Origin of the sequence: Rhizobium ruizarguesonis (genome assembly GCF_017357285.1) — a bacterium.
Lineage (GTDB): Bacteria > Pseudomonadota > Alphaproteobacteria > Rhizobiales > Rhizobiaceae > Rhizobium > Rhizobium ruizarguesonis.
Genome location: NZ_CP071678.1, coordinates 1,067,749 through 1,087,433, shown reverse-complemented (window position 1 = coordinate 1,087,433; position 19,685 = coordinate 1,067,749). Strand labels below are relative to the sequence as shown.

The 19,685-nt window shown below is 61.5% G+C and carries 19 protein-coding genes; 9 read left to right on the top strand and 10 right to left on the bottom strand.

From position 1 onward, the window contains the following. Positions 1–136: 136 nt before the first annotated feature. Positions 137–448 carry a hypothetical protein gene (locus J3P73_RS05250; protein ID WP_130666611.1) on the top strand — a complete coding sequence of 104 codons (312 nt, stop codon included), beginning with the start codon at positions 137–139 and terminating at the stop codon, positions 446–448. On the opposite strand, the gene J3P73_RS05245 is transcribed toward J3P73_RS05250, so the two are convergent. Both J3P73_RS05245 and J3P73_RS05240 read right to left on the bottom strand, forming a co-directional pair. Further along, positions 441–1,175: a helix-turn-helix transcriptional regulator gene (locus tag J3P73_RS05245; protein WP_130691371.1), complete on the bottom strand. Its 735-nt coding sequence runs from the start codon at positions 1,173–1,175 to the stop codon at positions 441–443. The genes J3P73_RS05250 and J3P73_RS05245 overlap by 8 nt on opposite strands. A gap of 254 nt (positions 1,176–1,429) precedes the next feature. Then, positions 1,430–2,227, bottom strand: a complete 798-nt coding sequence (locus J3P73_RS05240; RefSeq protein ID WP_207579784.1) for an IclR family transcriptional regulator — start codon at positions 2,225–2,227, stop codon at positions 1,430–1,432. Positions 2,228–2,335: 108 nt separating this feature from the next. Here J3P73_RS05240 and J3P73_RS05235 point away from each other — a divergent pair, with 108 nt between their 5' ends. From J3P73_RS05235 to J3P73_RS05215, 5 genes are all read left to right on the top strand, one after another. After that, positions 2,336–3,103, top strand: a complete 768-nt coding sequence (locus J3P73_RS05235; protein WP_197726854.1) for an SDR family NAD(P)-dependent oxidoreductase — start codon at positions 2,336–2,338, stop codon at positions 3,101–3,103. Further along, entirely contained in the window at positions 3,103–4,020 is a 918-nt protein-coding gene (locus J3P73_RS05230) for a 2-dehydro-3-deoxygalactonokinase (RefSeq protein ID WP_130691367.1), read from the top strand. Before J3P73_RS05235 ends, J3P73_RS05230 begins: the two co-directional genes overlap by 1 nt. Positions 4,021–4,033: 13 nt before the next feature. Next, positions 4,034–4,675 (top strand): 2-dehydro-3-deoxy-6-phosphogalactonate aldolase, encoded by a 642-nt coding sequence (locus J3P73_RS05225; RefSeq protein ID WP_207579783.1) that lies wholly within the window; start codon positions 4,034–4,036, stop codon positions 4,673–4,675. Further along, the gene (locus tag J3P73_RS05220; protein ID WP_207579782.1) at positions 4,672–5,559 is read left to right on the top strand and encodes an SMP-30/gluconolactonase/LRE family protein; all 888 of its coding nucleotides are present in this window, start codon (positions 4,672–4,674) and stop codon (positions 5,557–5,559) included. The genes J3P73_RS05225 and J3P73_RS05220 overlap by 4 nt, the downstream gene beginning before the upstream one ends. A gap of 232 nt (positions 5,560–5,791) precedes the next feature. After that, on the top strand, positions 5,792–6,397 hold the full coding sequence (locus J3P73_RS05215; protein WP_018483249.1) for a PRC-barrel domain-containing protein: 606 nt from the start codon (positions 5,792–5,794) through the stop codon (positions 6,395–6,397). A 53-nt stretch (positions 6,398–6,450) separates the two neighbouring features. On the opposite strand, the gene J3P73_RS05210 is transcribed toward J3P73_RS05215, so the two are convergent. After that, a complete protein-coding gene (locus J3P73_RS05210; RefSeq protein WP_018070137.1) occupies positions 6,451–7,815 on the bottom strand; it encodes a putative bifunctional diguanylate cyclase/phosphodiesterase in 1,365 nt (454 codons plus the stop codon). 331 nt (positions 7,816–8,146) lie between these two features. After that, on the bottom strand, positions 8,147–9,868 hold the full coding sequence (locus J3P73_RS05205) for a response regulator (protein WP_130691363.1): 1,722 nt from the start codon (positions 9,866–9,868) through the stop codon (positions 8,147–8,149). A gap of 183 nt (positions 9,869–10,051) precedes the next feature. Here J3P73_RS05205 and mutL point away from each other — a divergent pair, with 183 nt between their 5' ends. Both mutL and J3P73_RS05195 read left to right on the top strand, forming a co-directional pair. Next, positions 10,052–11,854 carry a DNA mismatch repair endonuclease MutL gene (gene mutL, locus J3P73_RS05200; protein WP_130771148.1) on the top strand — a complete coding sequence of 601 codons (1,803 nt, stop codon included), beginning with the start codon at positions 10,052–10,054 and terminating at the stop codon, positions 11,852–11,854. A 171-nt stretch (positions 11,855–12,025) separates the two neighbouring features. Beyond that, positions 12,026–12,256: a DUF2093 domain-containing protein gene (locus J3P73_RS05195; RefSeq protein WP_003588271.1), complete on the top strand. Its 231-nt coding sequence runs from the start codon at positions 12,026–12,028 to the stop codon at positions 12,254–12,256. 236 nt (positions 12,257–12,492) lie between these two features. Here the strand turns inward: J3P73_RS05195 and J3P73_RS05190 are convergent, their stop codons facing one another. From J3P73_RS05190 to J3P73_RS05180, 3 genes are all read right to left on the bottom strand, one after another. Then, complete coding sequence (locus tag J3P73_RS05190) at positions 12,493–13,410, bottom strand: sugar ABC transporter substrate-binding protein (protein ID WP_024321309.1); 918 nt, start codon at positions 13,408–13,410, stop codon at positions 12,493–12,495. Between the two features lie 78 nt (positions 13,411–13,488). Then, the gene (locus J3P73_RS05185; RefSeq protein ID WP_017963002.1) at positions 13,489–14,253 is read right to left on the bottom strand and encodes an ATP-binding cassette domain-containing protein; all 765 of its coding nucleotides are present in this window, start codon (positions 14,251–14,253) and stop codon (positions 13,489–13,491) included. After that, complete coding sequence (locus J3P73_RS05180) at positions 14,250–15,308, bottom strand: ABC transporter permease (protein WP_018070140.1); 1,059 nt, start codon at positions 15,306–15,308, stop codon at positions 14,250–14,252. The genes J3P73_RS05185 and J3P73_RS05180 overlap by 4 nt, the downstream gene beginning before the upstream one ends. A gap of 99 nt (positions 15,309–15,407) precedes the next feature. Between J3P73_RS05180 and J3P73_RS05175 the strand changes: the two genes are divergently transcribed. Beyond that, on the top strand, positions 15,408–16,292 hold the full coding sequence (locus J3P73_RS05175; RefSeq protein ID WP_018070141.1) for a GntR family transcriptional regulator: 885 nt from the start codon (positions 15,408–15,410) through the stop codon (positions 16,290–16,292). 53 nt (positions 16,293–16,345) lie between these two features. On the opposite strand, the gene lpxK is transcribed toward J3P73_RS05175, so the two are convergent. From lpxK to waaA, 3 genes are all read right to left on the bottom strand, one after another. Next, complete coding sequence (lpxK, locus tag J3P73_RS05170; protein WP_130691361.1) at positions 16,346–17,419, bottom strand: tetraacyldisaccharide 4'-kinase; 1,074 nt, start codon at positions 17,417–17,419, stop codon at positions 16,346–16,348. Positions 17,420–17,522: 103 nt separating this feature from the next. Beyond that, complete coding sequence (locus J3P73_RS05165; RefSeq protein WP_018070143.1) at positions 17,523–18,245, bottom strand: HAD family hydrolase; 723 nt, start codon at positions 18,243–18,245, stop codon at positions 17,523–17,525. Positions 18,246–18,254: 9 nt separating this feature from the next. After that, positions 18,255–19,574 (bottom strand): lipid IV(A) 3-deoxy-D-manno-octulosonic acid transferase, encoded by a 1,320-nt coding sequence (gene waaA / locus J3P73_RS05160; RefSeq protein WP_130691357.1) that lies wholly within the window; start codon positions 19,572–19,574, stop codon positions 18,255–18,257. Positions 19,575–19,685: the final 111 nt, after the last annotated feature.

Here is a 19,685-nt window from a genome sequence, read left to right as displayed (position 1 = left end):
AGCGCCGGGGAGAATTGGCAATCCGTTGCGGCCATCAAGTCCGCCGGGCTTTCGCCCTGATGGCCGCAACGGTCTCCCCGAGAACCGGCGCAATCCGGGGCGAACTAGCGCAAGCCGAAAAAAAGACCAGCAAAAAGTGAACAAGGAAGATGAAATCGCCAACAGCTGCGAAAGAAGCGGTGCCAAAACGCAACAACCGCCGCCGACACCGAAGAGCCGGGAGAAAAGCGGCATCGGCGTCGGGCAGCGGTGTGTCGGCCGCGCCATTTCCTGGCGCTGGTCTCAAAGTCCCCTCTGGACCTCTCGCAGAAGAGATGCAGAAAGCGTGCCAGATGGAAAATCAGGAAAAAGAGCGCAAAAGCGCTTGCGGCAGCCCCTCAGCGGGAAAGATATGCCTACGCGCTGGGCGGCTTCGAAAGCAGTCGGTTGTTTTTTGCAACTTATTTGATCAGGCCGATGCGTAGCGCCTTGGCGACGGCCTGGGTGCGGTTGACCGTGTCGAGCTTCTTGGTGGCGCGGTTGAGGTAGTGATTGACCGTGTGCTCGGAGAGGGTGAGGATTTCGGCGATTTCAGCACTGGTCTTGCCGGCCGCCGTCCAGTTGAGGCAATCAATCTCGCGGTCGGTCAGCGTGTCCGTCATGCGCGTATCGAGGTTGCGGATCTCGGCCAGCCTGTCGAAGACGTGGATGGCGATGTAGCACAGCTCGCGCATCTCGGCCGGGCTGAAGGGCTCGCGGTCGCCGGCGAAAGAGACGGCGCCGCGCAGGCCGGAGGGCTCATGAGTCGGGAAATAGGCGCAACGCATCATCTTGAAACGTTCGAACAGCGAGGTAACGAGAATGGACTTGCCGTCGTCCCGCGACCAGTTCTGACGCGACATGTCGTAGAAGAAGGGCCGCGCGGATGTTCTGAGGCGTCTGAGGACCGGACTGTTCACCATCAGGCCTTCCTGGTCGTAGAGAGCCAGAAGCTCGGCCGGCCAGCTGGTGATGACGGTGCTGCCCTGAAGATCGAAGGAGGTGATCGGCGGCAGGTTGAGGACCATGAAGGCACGGCTGCGATAGGCTTCCGTCACCCGTTTCATGAAACGGAAAATATCGAACTGGGTCTTCAGGCCCGCTATTTCCTGAACATAATCGTCTTCTTCCGTGGATGTTTGCGACAAGGGTGCCATCACATTTCTTCATCTTCGGCACAGCGGCCGGCAAACCGTTTGCGAAACCTGCCCGCTATGGGTGTTTCGATTGCATCGGGGAAAGACGATCGCTGGTGGAATCGGCTTCAGCGTTGAGCGTTCGGCCGGTGACTGGTTGTAGATTTCGCGGACCGTTCTAGTTGTGGTGATTCGTCGGCAAATCTCAATATCGCGCTCATCATAAGCATGCTCTTCGATCGCGTCCAGCAGCGGGCCGATCGTGATTTTTTCCCTCAGCGGCGCGGACCGAGACGGACGCGCATGCCTTCCATGATCCTCCCAGCCGCCAACTGAACCGGAACGGCCCACTGGTGCAGAAGTTCCATCGACAACCGATAGGACGGGCCGGTAATCGAAATGCCACCCATAAAGGTCCGATCCTCCGACCAGACGGGTGCGGCAACGCAGCGGATGCCGGCCTCATGCTCCTCGCGGTCGAAGGCATAGCCCTGATCGGCAATCTCGCGGATTTCGGCAAGCAGCGTTTCGGCTGAGACATGGGTCGAGGCGGTAAAGCTGGTGAAGCTCAAGCCGGCGACGAGATCGACAAGGCCTTCGGCCGGCAGCAGCGACAAGGCTGCCTTGCCGACGCCGGTGCAATAACAGGGCGAGGCATTGCCGATCTGCGAATACATGCGCACCGGCTGACGGCCTTCGACCTTATCGAGATAGATGATCGACTGTCCGCGGAGAACGCCGAGATGCACCGTCTCGCCGGTCGCCCGCTGCAGATCCGCGAGGTGCGGCTCGGCGATCAAGCGGAATTCGTTGCGCGCCCAGCTGCGCGCGGCGAAATCAAGCAGGCGCAGGCCTGGCGCATAGCGGCCGTCACCATCGAGCTCGATCAGCCCTTCCTCCACCAGGTGGCTCAGCTGGCGATGCAGCGTGCCGCGCGGCTGGCCGGCGAGAGCCAGAATATCGGTGAAACGCAGCGGCGCATCCGCATGGGTGACAAGATCGAGCAGAACCATCAGTTTGCCGAGCGTACCGGTCTCGCGTGCGAGTGCTGCGCCGTCGCCGTTTGAATTCATCGCTTCATCCACCCTTGACAGAAAGGGCACTGTAATTCGATAATTCCATATAGTCAAATTAAGTTCCAAATAATGGAACAATGATAAGGTCGGGAGGCGACGGTGACCATGATGCCAGCAGCACAATTCCCCGAGTTCAAAGACCGAGCCGTGCTGGTGACCGGCGGTGGATCGGGCATCGGTGCTGCGATCGTCGAAGGTTTCGCGCGCCAAGGCGCCAAGGTCTCGTTCATCGATATCGCCGAGGCCGCCGGCCGCGAGCTCGCCGAAAGGCTATCGCGGGAGACCACGCATCCGGTCTCCTTTTACCACGCCGATCTGCGCGACATCGAAGCGATCCGGCGTACGGTCGATAGCGTTATTGCGAGCTCTGGGCCGATCCGCGTGCTGGTCAACAATGCCGCCTGGGACGACCGCCATGAATTCGACGCGGTGACCGAGGCCTATTGGGACAACAACCAGGCGGTCAACCTCAAGCATGTGTTCTTTACCTCGCAGGCAGTCGTGCCGTCGATGCGGACGGCCGGCGGCGGGGCGATCATCAATATGTCGTCGATCGCCTTCAAGCTGAACATGGGCGGCTTTCCCGCCTATGCGGCAGCCAAGGCGGCGGTCGTCGGGCTGACGAAGAGCCTGGCGGGCAGGCTCGGGCCGGAGAGCATCCGGGTCAACTGCATCCTGCCCGGCATGGTGGTCACCGAACGGCAGATGCAGCACTGGCTCACCGAGGAGAGCATTGCGCGCTCGGTCGAGGACCAGTGCCTGAAGGTTGCGCTCAAACCCGATGCGATCGTCGGTCCCTGCCTGTTTCTTGCATCCGACTGCGCGGCGGCGATGACCGCCCAGTCCCTGATTGTCGATGGAGGCGTTCTGTAATGGCAAATCCCGCTTATGTCGCGGTGGACTGGGGCACCAGCAGCTTTCGGCTGTGGCTGATCGGCAGGGACGGCACCGTCCTTGCCGAACGCCGCAGCGGCGAAGGCATGACGAGCGCGGCAAAGACCGGCTTTTCCGCCGTGCTTGCCAGCCATCTCACCGCCATCGAGGCGCCGGAAAACCTGCCGGTGATCGTCTGCGGCATGGCCGGCGCAAGGCAGGGCTGGGTCGAGGCCGGTTATATCGACGTGCCCGCCCCGCTTGCCTCGATCCTCACGGGGGCGGTCTCCGTGCCAGGCGAAAGCCGCGACATCCGCATCCTGCCGGGCCTTGCCCAGCGGGACATCGCGATGCCCGACGTCATGCGCGGTGAGGAAACCCAGCTTCTCGGCGCGCTCGGCCGCGCAAGCTCGGGGGCGCAGGCTGTCTGCATGCCCGGCACGCATTCAAAATGGGTGCATGTGACGGACGCCAAGGTCACCGGCTTTTCGACCTTCATGACCGGCGAGCTTTTCGACGTCATCAGCAAACACACGATCCTTTCGCATGCCGTTGCCGGCGCGGGAGAGCAGCCGGCGGATGCGGCAGCCTTCGAGGCCGCGGTCTCGGCCGCTTTCGCACGCCCGGCCCTGGCCTCCAACCTGCTCTTTGCCGCCCGGTCCGGCCAACTCCTGCACAGCATATCCGCCGCTGCCGCGCAAGCCCGGCTTTCCGGTACGCTGATCGGCCTCGAAATCGCCGGGGCGCTGCAGGATGCGGCAAACGGCACCACCATCACCCTCGTCGCCTCCGGGCGCCTGCAGGCGCTCTACGAACAAGCCTTCGGAACCCTCTCCCTTGCCTTCACCGCCATCGACGCCGACGCCGCCGTGCGCCGCGGGCTTTCGGCTGCCGCCGAAGCCATCTGGCCGAATTGAGAAAGCTGACACGATGAACCGTATCCCCTTCCCCGACATGAAGCGCCCGCTGATCGCCATCCTTCGCGGCATCCGGCCTGACGAGACCGAAAGCGTCGTCGGTGCTCTGATCGAAAATGGCCTGACGGCGATCGAGATTCCGCTTAACTCGCCGGAACCATTCAAATCCATCGAGATCGCCGCAAAGATGGCGCCGGCCGAGGTGCTGATCGGCGCCGGCACGGTGCTGACCGTCGAGGCGGTCGACAGCCTGCATGCGGCCGGCGGCAAGCTGCTCGTCACCCCGAATGTCGAGCCCGAGGTGATCATCCGGGCGCGCGAATACGGCATGGTGACGATGCCGGGCGTCTTTACGCCGACCGAGGCGCTGGCGGCTGCGCGCGCCGGCGCCACCGGTCTCAAATTCTTTCCGGCCAGCGTGCTTGGTCCGTCCGGCATCACGGCGATCCGGGCAATCCTGCCGCCGGAGCTCACGATTGCCGTGGTCGGCGGTGTGTCGGACAAGAATTTCGGCGATTACACCAAGGCCGGCATCTTCTCCTTCGGCCTCGGCACCAGCATCTATAAGCCAGGAATGACCGCGTCAGAGGTTGCCGAGCGCGCCAAGGCGACCATTTACGCCTATGATGCAGCCATTGGGAGCGTGAACGTATGACCGATATTTATGAGTTCGAGGGCAAAACACTTTGCAATACCAATTCCGTTCTCGGCGAAGGCCCGACCTATGATCCGGACAGCAATACCGTCTGGTGGTTCAACATCCTCGGCAAGGAACTGCACGAGCTCAATCTTTCGACAGGCGCGAAAAAGGTGCATCCGCTGCCTGTCATGGCGAGCGTTCTTGCCCGCATCGATGCCGGGCGGCAGCTGATCGCGACGGAAGAAGGGCTTTTCGTGCGCGACATCGCAAGCGGCAACCTCACCTTCTATGCCGCGCTCGAAAACGACAGGCCGGAAAACCGTTCGAACGACGGCCGCACCCATCCTTCCGGCGCGCTCTGGATCGGCACGATGAGCAAGCGGGCGGAAAACCAGGCCGGCGCCATCTATCATCTCGCCTCCGGCAAGGTGACGAAGATCTTCAACGGCATCAGCATCCCGAATTCGATCTGCTTCTCGCCTGACGGCACGGTCGGCTATTATACGGATTCCCGCATCAATCGGCTGATGCGCGTCATGGTCGATCCGTTGACCGGCCTACCCTCGGGCGAGCCGATCGTGCTCGTCGACAGCATGAATGACCCCGGCGACATCGACGGCTCGGTGGTCGATGCCGACGGCTATTTGTGGAATGCGCGCTGGGGCGCCGGCGTCGTCGACCGCTATAGTCCGGACGGGCTGCGCATCTCGCGCTACAAGGTTCCCGCCGTCCAGCCCTCCTGCCCTGCCTTCATCGGCGTCAATGCCGACCGGCTGGCGGTAACGACCGCCTGGGAAGGATTGGACGAGGACGCCCGTTCCGCGCAGCCCAGTGCCGGCGCGCTGCTGGAACTCGGCATCGACGTCAAAGGCGTGTTCGATCCGGTCTATGTGATCTGATCACGGGTGATATGCGGCCACCAGAGGCGCTCCCGACCGGGGCGCCTTTTCTCGTTTTGGCGGCGGTTCTTCGATAAATGTTCCGTGAAAATCGAGAAATTTTCCGTGTTTTCAACCGGAACCAATCGGCCCACCAGTCATTTTCCTTTCGAACCGGCGCGGCAATCATACCTGGGAAACAGGTGCTGCCGGGCCAGCGATCACTCTAGGGAAAAACGAAGGTAGGTTCGAAATGACACGCAAACTTTTGACGACCGTTGCCGCTGGCGCCCTGTTTGCCACGGCTTTCGCACCGGCGGCATTCTCGCAGACGGCCCCGCAGCCTGCGGACCCCGCCGCTCCGACCCAGGCGGCTCCCGCCGATCCGGCAGCCCCGAAGCCGATGACGCCTGATGTCACCAAGCCTGCAGGCGATGCCGCACAGGCTCCGGCCGCAGCACCGACGGCAGACACGGCTCAGGCCGGCTATCTGACGGAGCAGTCTCCGGATCAGATCAGTGCCAATACCTATATCGGCCAGTCGGTCTATAACGGCAACAATGAAAGCATCGGCAGCGTCAACGACCTGATCCTGAAGAAGGACGGCGGCTTCGTTGCTGCAATCGTTGGTGTCGGCGGCTTCCTCGGCATCGGCGAAAAGAATGTCGCCGTGCCGATGGAAAAGATCACCGTCGCGCAGAACACCCAGGACGGCAGCGTCAAGCTGACGACAAGCGAAACGGCTGAATCGCTGAAGGCCGCACCTGAGTTCAAGACGCTGGCAATGCAGTCGGCCGAAAAGGCTCCGGCTGCAACCGGTACCGATACCACGGCGACCGGCTCGACCACGCCTAAGTAATCCGTGCGCGGTAGTATAGCGTAGGCGATGGCGCTGCTAGGGGCGCCATCGCTTTATGCGCTGACGCGCTCCATCACGGTCGGATCGTAGTAGTTCTCGTGCAGGAAGCGTAGCGTGGCGATACCATCGGCCGGACGGCCGAAGTGATAGCCCTGGCCCATGCCGCAGCCGAGCATGCGCAACTTCACTGCCTCCGCATAATCCTCGATGCCTTCCGCCACGACCTCCAGCTCCAAACCCTCGCACATGGTAAGGATCGCCTTGATGATGTGTTCGGAGGCGCGATCGGAATTGATGCGCGAGACGAAGGCACGGTCGATCTTGATCTTGTCGAAGATGAAGTCGCGCAAGCGTCCGAGACTCGACTGGCCGGTGCCGAAATCGTCGAGCGAGATGCGCACACCGGCGGCGCGCAGATCGGCGATGATGCGATGAGCGGTATCGGCCGAACTCATCACCGCGGTCTCGGTGATCTCCAGTTCCAGGCGATGCGGATCGAAGCCAACGCGCCCGAGGATCGACAGGACGCTGCTGCTCGTGCCCGGATCCATCAGCTGGGCCGAGGATAGATTGAACGACAGAAAGAGTTCGCGCGGCCAGGAAAGTGCTGCTTCGGCGGCTTTACGCAGCAACGCCTCCGACAGCGCATCGATGAAGCCACGCTCTTCGGCGAGCGGCACGAAGACGCCGGGCGACACGAAGCCGAGATCGGGGTCGTTCCAGCGGGCGAGCGCCTCGAAGCCGACGACCTGATTGTTGGACAGCGAGACGATCGGCTGGAAATGCACGTCGATCGCATCCGAGATGATAGCGTTTCTGAGCGCCTGCTCCAGCTGCGTCGCGCGTTTCATTTCCTGCGCGATCTCGCGCGAATAGACGGTGATCTGGCCGCGACCGCGGCGCTTGGAACGGTAGAGGGCGGTTTCGGCGCTCTTCAGCAGTTCCTCGCAATCCTCTCCGGCGAACGGATATATGGAGAAGCCGAGGGAAGCGGAGAGACGGACGTTGCGGTCACCGAGGTCATAGGGGGCCGATAGCACCTCGCGGATCATCTGGCCGAATTTCTCGGCACTCGCCCGCTCGAAGATCAACGGCAGCACGAAGGCGAATTCGTCACCATCGTGGCGGGTAACAAGCGCGCCATCAGGAATACAGGCCCTGAGACGATGGGCGACCTGGCAGAGGATTTCATCGCCGGCCGTCGAGCCGAAGAGGTCGTTGATCGGCTTGAAGCTGTCGAGGTTGACGATGCCGATGGTGAAGGGGGCCGGATCGCTGGCGCGCTCGGAAGAGATCTGCAAGACCTTGTCCCGCATGCGATTGCGGTTTCCCAATCCGGTCAGCGGATCGGTGTAGGCCATCGCCTGAAGCTCATTCTGACCCACGGTCAAGAAAGCTATTTCCGCCGATTTTATCATGCAAACCCGAGCTTTCCCCCGCAGCTATGCAAAAGAATGACCGGCATGTCTTAATAATTCGATAGGAAATCAGCGGCCTCTGCCGCCTAGAACGCCCAAAATCTAGGGAGTTGACGGGTATTTCGGTTAGAGCGGTTCAGCTTCTCATGGAAGCGCCGAACCGCTCTAACTTTTTGTTTTACGCAATTCCGGACGGAAAACCGCTTCACACTTTTCCTGAAATTGCTCTAAAGCGCGTCGCGATCCTTCAGATTCGCTCCTCGCGCTTTAGGTCTTTGTTTTTACGCATGTCGTTAGCGCAAAACCGCTGCACACTTTTGCGCGACATGCCTTAGTTTCGCGCCCGCAAAGCTTCGCCCATTAGGTACTTCTGAAATACCATCTCGAGCATGTCCGGGCTGACGGGTTTCATGATGACGTCGTCCATGCCTGATTTGACGCATTCGGCACGGTCGCGCTCGAAGGCCTGGGTGAGCACGCCGATGATCGGGGTGCGGGTTCCGTCGCCGGTTTCCTCCATCTGCCGGATGAGGCGGGCGGCCTCGAAACCGTTGAAACCCGGCAGGGAAATATCCATCAGTACGATCTGCGGCCGGTGCTCCGCCCAGAGGCGCACGGCCTCGTCGCCGGTCGCCGCAAGCATATGGCGGTAGCCGAGGCCTTCGAGGATCTGCGAGAAGACGATCTGGTTGATATCGTTGTCTTCGGCGACAAGAATCTGCAGGCCGACCACATCGTCGGACGTGCTGATTTCCCAATCCGCATCCGAACCGGCGGCGCTGCGGCTGTTGCGATTGAAATGGCGGGCGATCTGGAATGTGAGCTCGTTGGCGATCTGGAAGCCGTCCATGACGAGCGCCGGGATGCCATATTGCTCGGCAAGCTCGAGGCAGCGCATGCCCATCTGGTTGTCGATGATCAAAAGATCGAGCGAGATGCCGGAGGAGGTGGCGATTTCCAGGAACCGCTCCTCTTCGTCCTCGCCGCGGACCGAGGAGGATTCGAAGCCGTATTTCGTCAGTGTCCGCAGCGCGGCTGTCTCGGCCGCGAGGTCGGCAGTGACGACGAGGACCTTGCGGCCGGAGAAATTCTCCGGAACGATCGCTTCCATCGCCGCTGGTTCGCGCCGCTCGACGCCGGTTGGTACCGGCACATAGGCCCGGCGATAGCTTTGATTGCTGGAGGCGGTGATCGCGGACGCTTGGCCGAACTCGTCGAGATCGGCGCCGTCGCGCGGCAGGTCCTGCATGGTCGACACCAGGAAATAGCGGCCGGGCTTGCCGATGCGGTGCTTGCGGCTGACGATGTCGCGCTCGATGCCGTCGCGGGAGATCTGACGCTGGCGGGAGACGGACATCTCGCCGGTCTCCAGCACGTGGCGATCGCTCTCCTCGAAGCGCTTGGCGATCTCCTCTGAAAAAAGATCTCCGCTCTTACGGCCGAGCACCTCGTCAGCGCTCGTCTGATATTTCTCGCAGAAGGCGAGATTCACCGCGACATAGGTGAGGTTGCGATCCTTGACGAAAAGCGGAAACGGCAGATTGTCGAGAATGTCCTCGGTGAGCTGCACGCGCTCCAGATCGGAGCGCCATTGCTCTTCGCGCTTCTTGTTCTCGGAAATGTCGGAGATGATGGTGACGCCGTAGCCGCCCGGCAGCCTGCGCTTGACGAAGCGGACCCAGCTGTCGGTGCCATGGCGCTCGACGGCGTCGAAGCGTTCGCGCCAATGAGAGGCGATTTTCTCCGACAGCCAGTCTTCGCGGCTCAGAGAGCCGCCCTGCCTGACATCATACTGCTGGCGAATGCCGGTGTCGTACATTGCGCCGAGGAAATCGCGAAGCCGTGTGCCCGGCTTCAGCATTTCGGCGGGCAGCGGAAAGAATTCGAGGGTCTGGCGGCTTGCGAAGATCAGATGATCGTTCTTGTCGTAGATGATGAAAGCTGCGGAAAGGCTGTCGCACACCACATCGAAAAGCGCCGTCTGCAGATCGGCCTCGGCGGGAGACCCATCGATTTCTGATGATGTGTCCGCCTTTTCGAAGCCGGCACTCATTCTGTTGCGTCCCACATCTGTTCGATTTCACAGCTTCCGGAAGTATGTGATTAGAAATGCCATTTTTATGTTAAAACCGGCTTAACACTAGCCACCCCCAAATTCGGGGATGGCCGTGATCACGCTTTGGGAAAGCGCATCGAAACCCCTTCCCTCCGGCCCGCGAATCCCCGAAAATAGCCCATGGCCATCATACAGCTCTCCGAAACGCTCATCAACCAGATCGCCGCCGGCGAAGTCATCGAACGGCCGGCGAGCGCTGCCAAGGAACTGATCGAAAACGCGCTCGACGCGGGCGCGACGCGCATCGAAATCGCCACGGCTGGCGGCGGCAAGGCGCTGCTGCGCGTCAGCGACAATGGCTCCGGCATGGATGCTGCCGACCTGGAGCTGGCGGTCAGGCGTCACTGCACCTCGAAGATCTCCGAGACGCTCGAGGATATCCGCACGCTCGGCTTCCGCGGCGAGGCGCTGCCCTCGATCGGCTCGGTTGCAAGGCTCAGCATTGCAAGCCGCAGACGCGACAGCGCCGGCGGCCACGAGATCGCCGTTGCCGGCGGCAAGATCGCGCATATGCGGCCGGCTGCCGCTAACCCAGGGACGATCGTCGAAGTGCGCGACCTGTTCTTTGCCACACCGGCCCGCCTCAAATTCCTGAAGACGGAGAAAGCCGAGGCTGGCGCCATCACCGAGATCGTCAAGCGCATGGCGATCGCCTTTCCGGCCGTGCGCTTCGTGCTGTCGGGCTCGGACCGCACGACGCTGGAATTCCCGGCGACCGGCGATGATCATCTGGCGCGCATGGCGCAGGTGCTCGGCAAGGAATTCCGCGACAACGCCATTGCGCTCGACGCCGTACGCGAAGAGATCTCGCTTACCGGCTTTGCCGGTGTGCCAACCTTCAATCGCGGCAACTCCGCCCATCAATACGCCTTCGTCAATGGCCGGCCGGTGCAGGACAAGCTGATCCTCTCGGCGATCCGCGGCGCCTATGCCGAGACGATCCCTTCCGGACGCCATCCGGTGGCGGTGCTGTCGATCACGCTCGATCCCGCTCTCGTCGACGTCAACGTGCATCCGGCAAAATCCGACGTGCGGTTCCGCGACCCGGGCCTGGTGCGCGGCCTGATTGTCGGCGCCATCCGCGAGGCCTTGGCGCGTGACGGCAGCCGGGCGGCGACGACCGGAGCGAGCGACATGCTGCGTTCCTTCCGCCCCGGCTTCCAGCCGAATAGCCAGCGGCCGCAAACGGCATGGTCGGCCGAAACTTCGCCCTCCCGGCCGTATCAGCCGACAACGGGTTTCGGCGAGCGGCCCCAGGCGTCCTTCGACGGACTTTCTATGCCGACGGCGCGAGCCGAGCCGCAGTTTTCGCCGCAGCCGGCAGCGCCCGAACCAAATGCACGGTATCCGCTCGGCGCGGCACGGGCGCAGATCCACGCAAACTACATCGTCGCCCAGACCGAGGACGGGCTCGTCATCGTCGATCAACATGCCGCGCATGAGCGGCTGGTCTTCGAAGCGATGCGCAAGGCGCTGCATTCGAAGCGGCTGGCCTCGCAGGTGCTGCTCATCCCCGAGATCATCGATATTCCGGAAGAGGATTGCGACCGGCTGATGCAGCATGCCGCCGAGCTTTCCGAACTCGGCCTGGCGATCGAGCGTTTCGGCCCCGGTGCGATCGCCGTGCGCGAGACGCCGGCGATGCTCGGCGAGGTCGATGCGCATGGCCTGATCCGCCAGCTCGCCGACGAGATTGCCGAATGGGACACGGCGTCAGGCCTATCGGCCAAGCTCGAATATGTGGCGGCGACCATGGCCTGCCACGGGTCGGTGCGCTCCGGACGGCGATTGCGGCCGGAGGAAATGAACGCGCTGCTGCGGGAGATGGAAGTGACGCCCGGCTCCGGCCAATGTAATCACGGCCGGCCGACCTATATCGAATTGAAGCTCAGCGATATCGAACGGCTTTTCGGCAGAAGCTAAAAAAGCTGGAAAAGCAGCCCTTGCGGGAGTATGGCAGACTAAAGTGTGTCGCGATCTTTCAGATTCGCGTGCCACGCTTTAGGGCTTTGGTGTTCCGCATGTCGTGATCGCAAAACCGCGGCACACTTTTGCGCGACATGCTCTAATGACAGTCGGCAGGGAACGGAGCGCATGAATTTGTTCGAAGGGCACGGAAACCGCGAAGCGAAGATCCGGTATCTCGATGGCGATTTCCAGATTCTCTCGCCCGGCTCCTATGTCGTCTGCGCGATGACGGGAAAACAGATCCCGCTCGACGAGTTACGCTACTGGAGCGTCGCCCGGCAGGAACCTTATGCTGACGTGATCTCGGCAATCGAAGCCGACAAACGCGCCGGCGTGCTGCCGAACCAGCGGCGCTAGATGTTGCGATCCGCGTCGGAGGTTCTGGCTGAGATGGTTCTCCAGTCTGCAGCCCGGAGCTGCTGCAGAGAGAATATCCGCTCCGGTCACCCGGCGACTTGAAGTATCATAGGCTCATCCACGACAACGTCCGTATCGACTGACCAACGTGGCTCCGGGCCGCAGGGCTCGACGATATCATTCCCGAAAGCGGGGAGGTTGACTCCCCGCCTACGCGATCGACATAGGGCAACGGTTCACTTGAATTTTGCCATATTCTCAGGCGTCACGAGCGCAGCGCCGGAATCGATCAAAGACTCAACCTTCTCTCCGCGAATCGATTTTACCAGCGCATCCACACCGAGTTCGGCCATCTTGGTGGGGAACTGCGCCACCGACGCATCCTCGACTCCACTCTTCAGCGCTTCCTCTTCGCCGCAGCAGAAGTCGAAACCGACCAGCACAATCTTGTCATTGGCAGTGCCAGCGTTCTTGATCGCGCGCGCCGCGCCAGCCGCGGGCGGGCCGCAAGCGGCATAAATGGCCTTGAGATCCGGGTTCTTCGTCAGCAGATCCTCGGCGACACTGATCCCCAGCTCCTCGGTGCAGTTTGTTGCGCCTTTCCCGACGATCTTGACATCAAGGCCGTTCAGCCCTTCAAGCATACCGTTCACGCGGTCATCAAGCGCCGGCACACCGGGCACGCCCTCGAGAATCCCGAGCGTATCGCCGGCATGAAGAACAGTTTTGAGATATTCGCCGGCGATTTTGCCCGCAGCGAAATTATTGGTCGTGGCAAGCGCCGTCCTGCCTTTCCAATCCGGAATGTTGTTATCCATCAGCACGACCTTGATACCGGCCGCCACCGCCTTGTCCAGCGCAGTGGACACGGTAGGATCGACGGGCGTGAGGGCAATGCCCTGCACGCCTCGTGTCACCATGGATTCGATCTGTGCAATCTGGCCCTCGATGTCGGTTGCTGACGTACCCTGCCCGTAGATGATCTCGACGCCGGGATTTCTCTTCGCATAATCTTTGGCGGCGTTCTCCATTGTTGCGAAGAACGGTACAGGGAATTTGGTTATAAAGCCGAGCTTGACCGGCTCCTGCGCCAAGGCCGGCACTGCAGCGACGGCCAGGAGCGCAAGAGCTCCCAGCAGGGATTGCGGTTTCATGATAGATCTCCCATGTTTCGACCGCCCTCCTCTAGAGCGATCTCGTTGTCCGCTGCCCCAACGAAGCAGCGATCTCCCTTAAGCCTCGGCGCCGACAATCATCGCGACAACGTCCTGCTTGTTCGCTTCAGTCGGCTTCAGTTCACCCACCTTGCGACCTTGCCGCAGCACAACCGCCCGATCGGCGATTTCGACGACATGCTCCATATTGTGCGTGATGATGATCACGGCATTGCCGTCGGCTTTGAGCTGATGGATAAGGTCAAGAACCTGGCGAGACTCGCGAAGACCGAGGGCGGCCGTTGGCTCGTCAAGGACCACCAGCTTGCGCGCAAAAACAATGGCGCGCGCGACCGCGATAGCCTGTCGCTGCCCCCCAGACATCAGCGCGACCGGCGCGTCGAATCTCGGCAGTTTAACCTTCAGGCGATCGATGACACTTGCTGCCTCCCGCTTCATCGCGCCGGTGTTGAGGAAGCGGAGCGGGCGCGGCAGCCAAGAGGGGAAAGAGATTTCTCGTCCGCAATAGAAATTCTGTACCGGGGTCAGGTTGTCGAAAAGCGCCAGATCCTGATAGACGGTTTCAATACCGGCGCGGCGGGCCGCCGCCGTTGAATGGAGCGATACGGGCGCACCATCCACGAGGATCTCTCCTTCGTCGAGACTATGAAGCCCACTGATGCATTTGACGAGCGTCGACTTGCCGGCGCCGTTGTCACCCAAGAGCGCGGTTACCTCACCTGCATAGGCATCAAAGCTTACATTTTTCAGGGCATGGATGGCGCCAAAGCGCTTCTGGGCGTTTCGAACCGAAAGGGCCGGTGTGGTAGATGCAGGGTTCATTGCACTCTCGCCGATTGAAGCACACGCGCGCGCGCCTCGAGATGGTTACGAAGCACGTCGGCCTCTACGGCGATGACAATGACGAGCCCAATCGCGATCATTTGAAAGAACACGTCGACCCCTAGAAGGTTAAGGGCGTTGCGGATGACGCCGATCAGCACGGCGCCGATCAGGGCGTGGCCGAGATGGCCTCGTCCGCCAAGGAAGCTGGCGCCACCGATAATCACCGCAGCAATCGTGTCGAGCTCCAAAAGATTGCCGTAGATTGGCGAGGCGGCAGCGGTCCGTCCTGCGAGCAGCACCGCGCCGACACCTGCACAAAAGCCGCAAATAATGTAGGTTGCGAGCAGAACGCCCTTTACCGGTATACCCATGCTTCTGGCGGCACTCGGCGCGCCGCCGACCGCATAGATCCATCGGCCAAAGACCATCGACTTCGTCAGGATCAGAAAAAGAAGCCCGAACATCGCAACGGCAAAGAAGGAATTGGGCACACCAAGCGTCGTACCGCCGCCGATTGCAGTCACCGCATCGGGCATCCCGCGCATGGTGGTGTGGCCGGGCGCCAATGCAAGTGCCAGGCCACGGCAGATACTCAAGGTCGCAAGTGTAATGATAAAGGGGTGTGGCAGCCGGCCATAGACAAAGACCAGGCCGTTGACCGCACCGATAGCAGCGCCGGCAAGCAGCATGGCGATAATGACGACGATCGAGGAATCAACCTGCTGGTAGACAAGTCCGCCGATGACGGTTGCTAGCGCCAGATTCGAGCCTACAGACAGGTCGATGCCGCGCGTCAGGATAACGAGTTGCTGCCCCATTGCCACAACAGCAATCACTGCTGTCTGCGCCAGGATGTTCCCCAGGTTAACGGGCTTGAGAAAAGCCGGCGTGATCAAACTGACGACGGCGATGAGCATAATCAGGATCAATAGAGGGCCAAGGCTCAATAGCTTCAGTCCGAATGTGATGCCGGATTGTCTCGGATGGAAGGTTGCATCTTGCGAACCACCAGGCCGGGACGAATTCTGAGGCATAATCCCGGAGTCTTCCAAATTCCCCTAGCCTCCCCCGTTTTTTATACATAAGAAACATATGATACACGTGCGTCAACTTGTTTTTTATGGATAAGTAATCATGCTAGGAGTTGTGCCATGAGAACGGATACGACCTTCAAGCGGGCATTCAATGATATGATCGATATCATTCGGACGCTCGATCTTGGGGAGGAATTGCCGTCCGAAAATGCACTGCGCGCCCAGCTTGGCGTGAGCAGAACAACGGTGCGGAAGGTGCTGGCCGGGATGTCCGCACGTGGGATCATCATATCTGAAGCGCACAGGCGGATCATAGGTGAACAGCCGCAGCAGATAGAGCGCTATCCGAAGGAAGAGACCTTAGCCATTTCGGAACAGGTCGAGACGAGTTTCATGGAATGGATGCTGCGCGGCGATGCCTGTCCGGGTACAGAAATCAATGAGGCGGAATTAGCTCGGAAATTCGGCGTCGCGACAACGATCGTGCGTGAGTTTCTCAATCGATTTCAGAAATATGGGCTGATCGAGAAACGTCAGAATGCAGGTTGGGTTTTTAAAGGGTTCACCGCCAGTTTCGCACTCGAACTGTTCGAGATCAGAGAAATGTTCGAAATGCGCTCCGCACGGCTGTTCGCTACCCTGCCCGACGGGTCGCCGGTCTGGAAGCAGATCCAATCTATGCGGGCGGCACATTTGGAACTGCTCGCGGATATCGACGCTCGGTTTCAGGATTTCTCCGAGCTGGACAGCCGCTTCCACCGGCTGATTACGGCAGTCGCGCCAAACCGCTTTATCGAAAGCTTCCAAGACGTGATAGCCATGGTCTTCCACTATCACTATCAGTGGAACAAGCGTGATGAACGCGCGCGGAATGAGGTCGCCATTGGGGAACATCTCGCGCTGATCGAAGCCCTCGAAAGCCGGAATATCGCGTTGATCGATCGCGCATGCCGGTTGCATCTGACTTCCGCCCGCGAAACTTTGCTTCACTCGATCGCGTGATAGCGTTGCATGCAGAGATGTGCGCGCAGGACGATGCGTTTTGCAGCAGCCTGTCAGAGCGGTTCAGCCTTTCCTGGAATCGCTTTAACCCCGGCCTTCATCTCCCGCAGGCGCCGCTCGCGGCAAGCGGCGATCGCCCGGTCGATGATGAGGCTTGGGGCGAGGTGATCCTCGAATACCATGTCGACCTCAATCACCCGGCTCTTTTCGGCGAGCTGGGCCGCCTTGCCGTGATGGCCGGAGAGACGGACGAAATCCTTGGACGTGGTGACGATCAGAAGGCCGTGCCGCTCGGCGGTCGTCAGGATGTCGTCGATCTCCTCCTCGGTCAGGTGCTCGTGATCGCCGAAGGACTTGGCGACGGTGATTTCGGCGCCGCGGGATTCGACCGTGCGGAAGAATTTGGCGGGATCGGCGATGCCGGCGAAGGCGAGCACTTTCGTGCCGGCCAGCGTATTATCGCCGCGCACTTTCAGCGATGCGGTGAAATAGGGCTTTGCCGAGCGCGCCGCCATGCGGACGATCCTGTCCGCGGCATTGCCGCCACCGACCTTGAGCAGGGCGGTTGCAGAACGCAGCTGCTGGCGGATCGGCGCGCGGACCGGGCCGCCGGGCACGATATGGCCGTTGCCGAGGCCGCGGGTCGCGTCGATGACGAGCAGGGCATAATCGATCGCCAGCCGGGCGCTCTGGAAACCGTCATCCATGATGATGAGATCGGCGCCCTCCGCCACCAGGCGTGCGGCACCCTCGACGCGTCGGCGGGAAATCACCGTCAGCGCTTCCTGGGCAAGCAGCAACGGCTCGTCGCCGACGGCGCCCGCCCGGTGATGATCGGGATCGACGACGGTCGTCACATCGAGCGAGCCGCCGTATCCTCTGCTGAGAAAGCCGGGCTTCAGCCCCTTCGCCTTGGCGGCACGGGCGATCGTCAGCGCCGTCGGCGTCTTGCCGGCGCCGCCGACGGTGAAATTGCCGACGCAGATGACCGGAATGGGAACGGAGGCGCGGCGCGCATGGGCCATGCGGTGGCCGGCGATACGGCCATAGAGAAAAGAAAGCGGCAGCAGCAGCCAGGCCCGCCAATCGGCTTTCCTCCACCAGAACGGCGGCGCTTCGGATATCATCTTGCCGTCCCGCTCCCCTGCCCGCCTCTGTTACGGCCAGTCCCCTGCTTCTCGACGGCGGGATTGAGAAGCCAAAACCTGAAAAAATGCAAGCCCTTACCCGTCAGGCCGGCTGCAGATCCGGCAGCAGCGTCTCGATGGCGGTGATATCATCGAGCACATGATCGGCCGCGGCGGCAAGCGTCTCTCGCGAACCGGTGCCGGTCAGCACCGCGATCCTCAGGCCCGTGCCGGCATTCAGACCCATGTGCAGATCGTGATTGTTGTCGCCGACCATGGCGACCTCGGCCGGCGAAAGACCGGTCGCGGCACAGAAGCCGAGCACCATGCCTGGCTCCGGCTTGACGCCGAAACCGCTGTCGTAGCCGGCGATATAATCGACATAGCAGGCGAAACCGAAGCGTTCCGCCGTCTGGCGGATCGAGCGTTCATTGTCGCTGGAGGCGACACCGAGCTTGAAGCCGCGCCGATGCAGCCGGGCGAAAAAGCCGGCAAGGTCGGTCACCGGCACGGAAAATTCGGCGGCGCTGGAAAAGAGATCGTCGAGGCGGACCGTCAGCTCGCCAACATCGACCATCGAACCCGCGGCAACGAGACCCTCGGCAATCTGGCGGGTATTGCCGGCGGCAAGCAGGCTGTCGGGAACGATATGGCCGGTCACCGGATTCATGCCGCAGGCGGAAAGCAGCCGGTTGGCGAGAAGCTCGTCCCCTTGGGCGGCGATGCGGGCAAGCTCGCGGTTGACCGGCAGCCAGCTCTCATCATAGTCGAGCAGTGTGCCGTCCTTATCGAAGAGGATGCCTTTGATACCAGTCGCAGCCGACATCTTAGCTCCTCAGACCTGGGCCGCGGTCTTGGGCAGCAGCCGCGCCTTCACCGTCAGCGGATTGATATAGGGTTCCAGCCCCTTGACTGTCGCAGTCAGCGCGCCGCGCATCTCGTGCACGGCGGTGATGCCGGCTTCGATCATAGTGCGGCGGGCTTCGTCATTGGTCAGCAGATAATGCACGCCCTTGGCCAGCATTTCGGTATCGCGCACCATGCGGGCGCTGCCGCTGCGGGCAAGCTTCTGATAGGCCTCGCGGAAATTCTGCACATGGCCGCCGGAGAGAATGGCGCAGCCGAGCATGGCCGGCTCCAGCGGGTTCTGGCCGCCTTCGGCAAAGAGCGAACGTCCGACGAAGGCGATTTCCGTCAGGCGGAGATAAAGACCCATTTCGCCGATCGTATCGCCGAGGAAGATATCGACATCGGCCGACAAGACATCGTCGCGGGTGCGACGGGCGACCTTCAGCCCCTGCTTGACGAGCGCTGCCTCGATCTCGTCGCTACGCTCGGGATGGCGCGGCACGATGATCGTCAATTGATGGTCGCGCTCCCTGAGCGCCCGGTGAACGATGGCGGCGGCATTCTCCTCGCCGTCGAAGGTCGAGATCGCCGCCCAGGTCTTGCGCTCGCCGATCTGCTTCTTGTAGCGGGCGAAGACAGCGCTGTCGTAAGGCGGCGCGTCGGTATCGACCTTCAGATTGCCCGAGGTGATGACGGGGACGGCGCCGAGATCGCGGAAACGCTCGGCATCGACATCCGACTGGGCGATGACGAGGGCAAGATTCTCGAACAAGGCTTCGGCGATCGCCGGACGGCGGCGCCAGCGGGCAAAGGAGCGGTCCGACATGCGGGCATTGATCAGGATCTGCGGAATGCGGCGGCGGCCGAGCTCTAGCACCGTTGCCGGCCAGATCTCGGATTCGGCGATGATGGCGCAATCGGGCTGCCAATAATCGAGGAAGCGGCTGACGGAGGGCTTCAGGTCGAGCGGCACATATTGATGGATCGCTTCCTGGCCGAGGCGCTCGGCGGCGAGCTTGGCAGACGTGATGGTGCCGGTCGTCAGGATGACATGGATGTCGCGGCGGCGGATTTCGCGGATCAGCGGGATGACGGCGTTGGTTTCACCGACGCTTGCGGCATGGAACCAGATGAGCGGGCCCTGCGGCCGGTTGGCGCTCGGATAGCCGAAGCGCTCCAGGCGGCGAGCCCGGTCTTCCTTGCCTTTGGCCGTACGGTAGGTGATATAGAGGCCGACGACTGGAGAGGCCACGGTTCCCGCCAGACGGTATGCGCTCAGACCGAACCGCGCCATCCGGGAACTCATCGCGCCAGCCTCCGATCAAAACCGATCGACATCAAACCCATTCCCTAATTATCGTTGCGGCCGCAATGGCCGATTAATTTGTTCAGAATGCGTCAAACAATCCGGATCGAC

Coding starts and splice junctions, on each gene's coding strand:
- J3P73_RS05245 (WP_130691371.1), bottom strand. CDS start 1,175: ATGGCACCCTTGTCGCAAACATCCACGGAAGAAGACGATTATGTTCAG.
- J3P73_RS05240 (WP_207579784.1), bottom strand. CDS start 2,227: ATGAATTCAAACGGCGACGGCGCAGCACTCGCACGCGAGACCGGTACG.
- J3P73_RS05235 (WP_197726854.1), top strand. CDS start 2,336: ATGATGCCAGCAGCACAATTCCCCGAGTTCAAAGACCGAGCCGTGCTG.
- J3P73_RS05230 (WP_130691367.1), top strand. CDS start 3,103: ATGGCAAATCCCGCTTATGTCGCGGTGGACTGGGGCACCAGCAGCTTT.
- J3P73_RS05225 (WP_207579783.1), top strand. CDS start 4,034: ATGAACCGTATCCCCTTCCCCGACATGAAGCGCCCGCTGATCGCCATC.
- J3P73_RS05220 (WP_207579782.1), top strand. CDS start 4,672: ATGACCGATATTTATGAGTTCGAGGGCAAAACACTTTGCAATACCAAT.
- J3P73_RS05215 (WP_018483249.1), top strand. CDS start 5,792: ATGACACGCAAACTTTTGACGACCGTTGCCGCTGGCGCCCTGTTTGCC.
- J3P73_RS05210 (WP_018070137.1), bottom strand. CDS start 7,815: ATGATAAAATCGGCGGAAATAGCTTTCTTGACCGTGGGTCAGAATGAG.
- J3P73_RS05205 (WP_130691363.1), bottom strand. CDS start 9,868: ATGAGTGCCGGCTTCGAAAAGGCGGACACATCATCAGAAATCGATGGG.
- mutL (WP_130771148.1), top strand. CDS start 10,052: ATGGCCATCATACAGCTCTCCGAAACGCTCATCAACCAGATCGCCGCC.
- J3P73_RS05195 (WP_003588271.1), top strand. CDS start 12,026: ATGAATTTGTTCGAAGGGCACGGAAACCGCGAAGCGAAGATCCGGTAT.
- J3P73_RS05190 (WP_024321309.1), bottom strand. CDS start 13,410: ATGAAACCGCAATCCCTGCTGGGAGCTCTTGCGCTCCTGGCCGTCGCT.
- J3P73_RS05185 (WP_017963002.1), bottom strand. CDS start 14,253: ATGAACCCTGCATCTACCACACCGGCCCTTTCGGTTCGAAACGCCCAG.
- J3P73_RS05175 (WP_018070141.1), top strand. CDS start 15,408: ATGAGAACGGATACGACCTTCAAGCGGGCATTCAATGATATGATCGAT.
- lpxK (WP_130691361.1), bottom strand. CDS start 17,419: ATGATATCCGAAGCGCCGCCGTTCTGGTGGAGGAAAGCCGATTGGCGG.
- J3P73_RS05165 (WP_018070143.1), bottom strand. CDS start 18,245: ATGTCGGCTGCGACTGGTATCAAAGGCATCCTCTTCGATAAGGACGGC.
- waaA (WP_130691357.1), bottom strand. CDS start 19,574: ATGAGTTCCCGGATGGCGCGGTTCGGTCTGAGCGCATACCGTCTGGCG.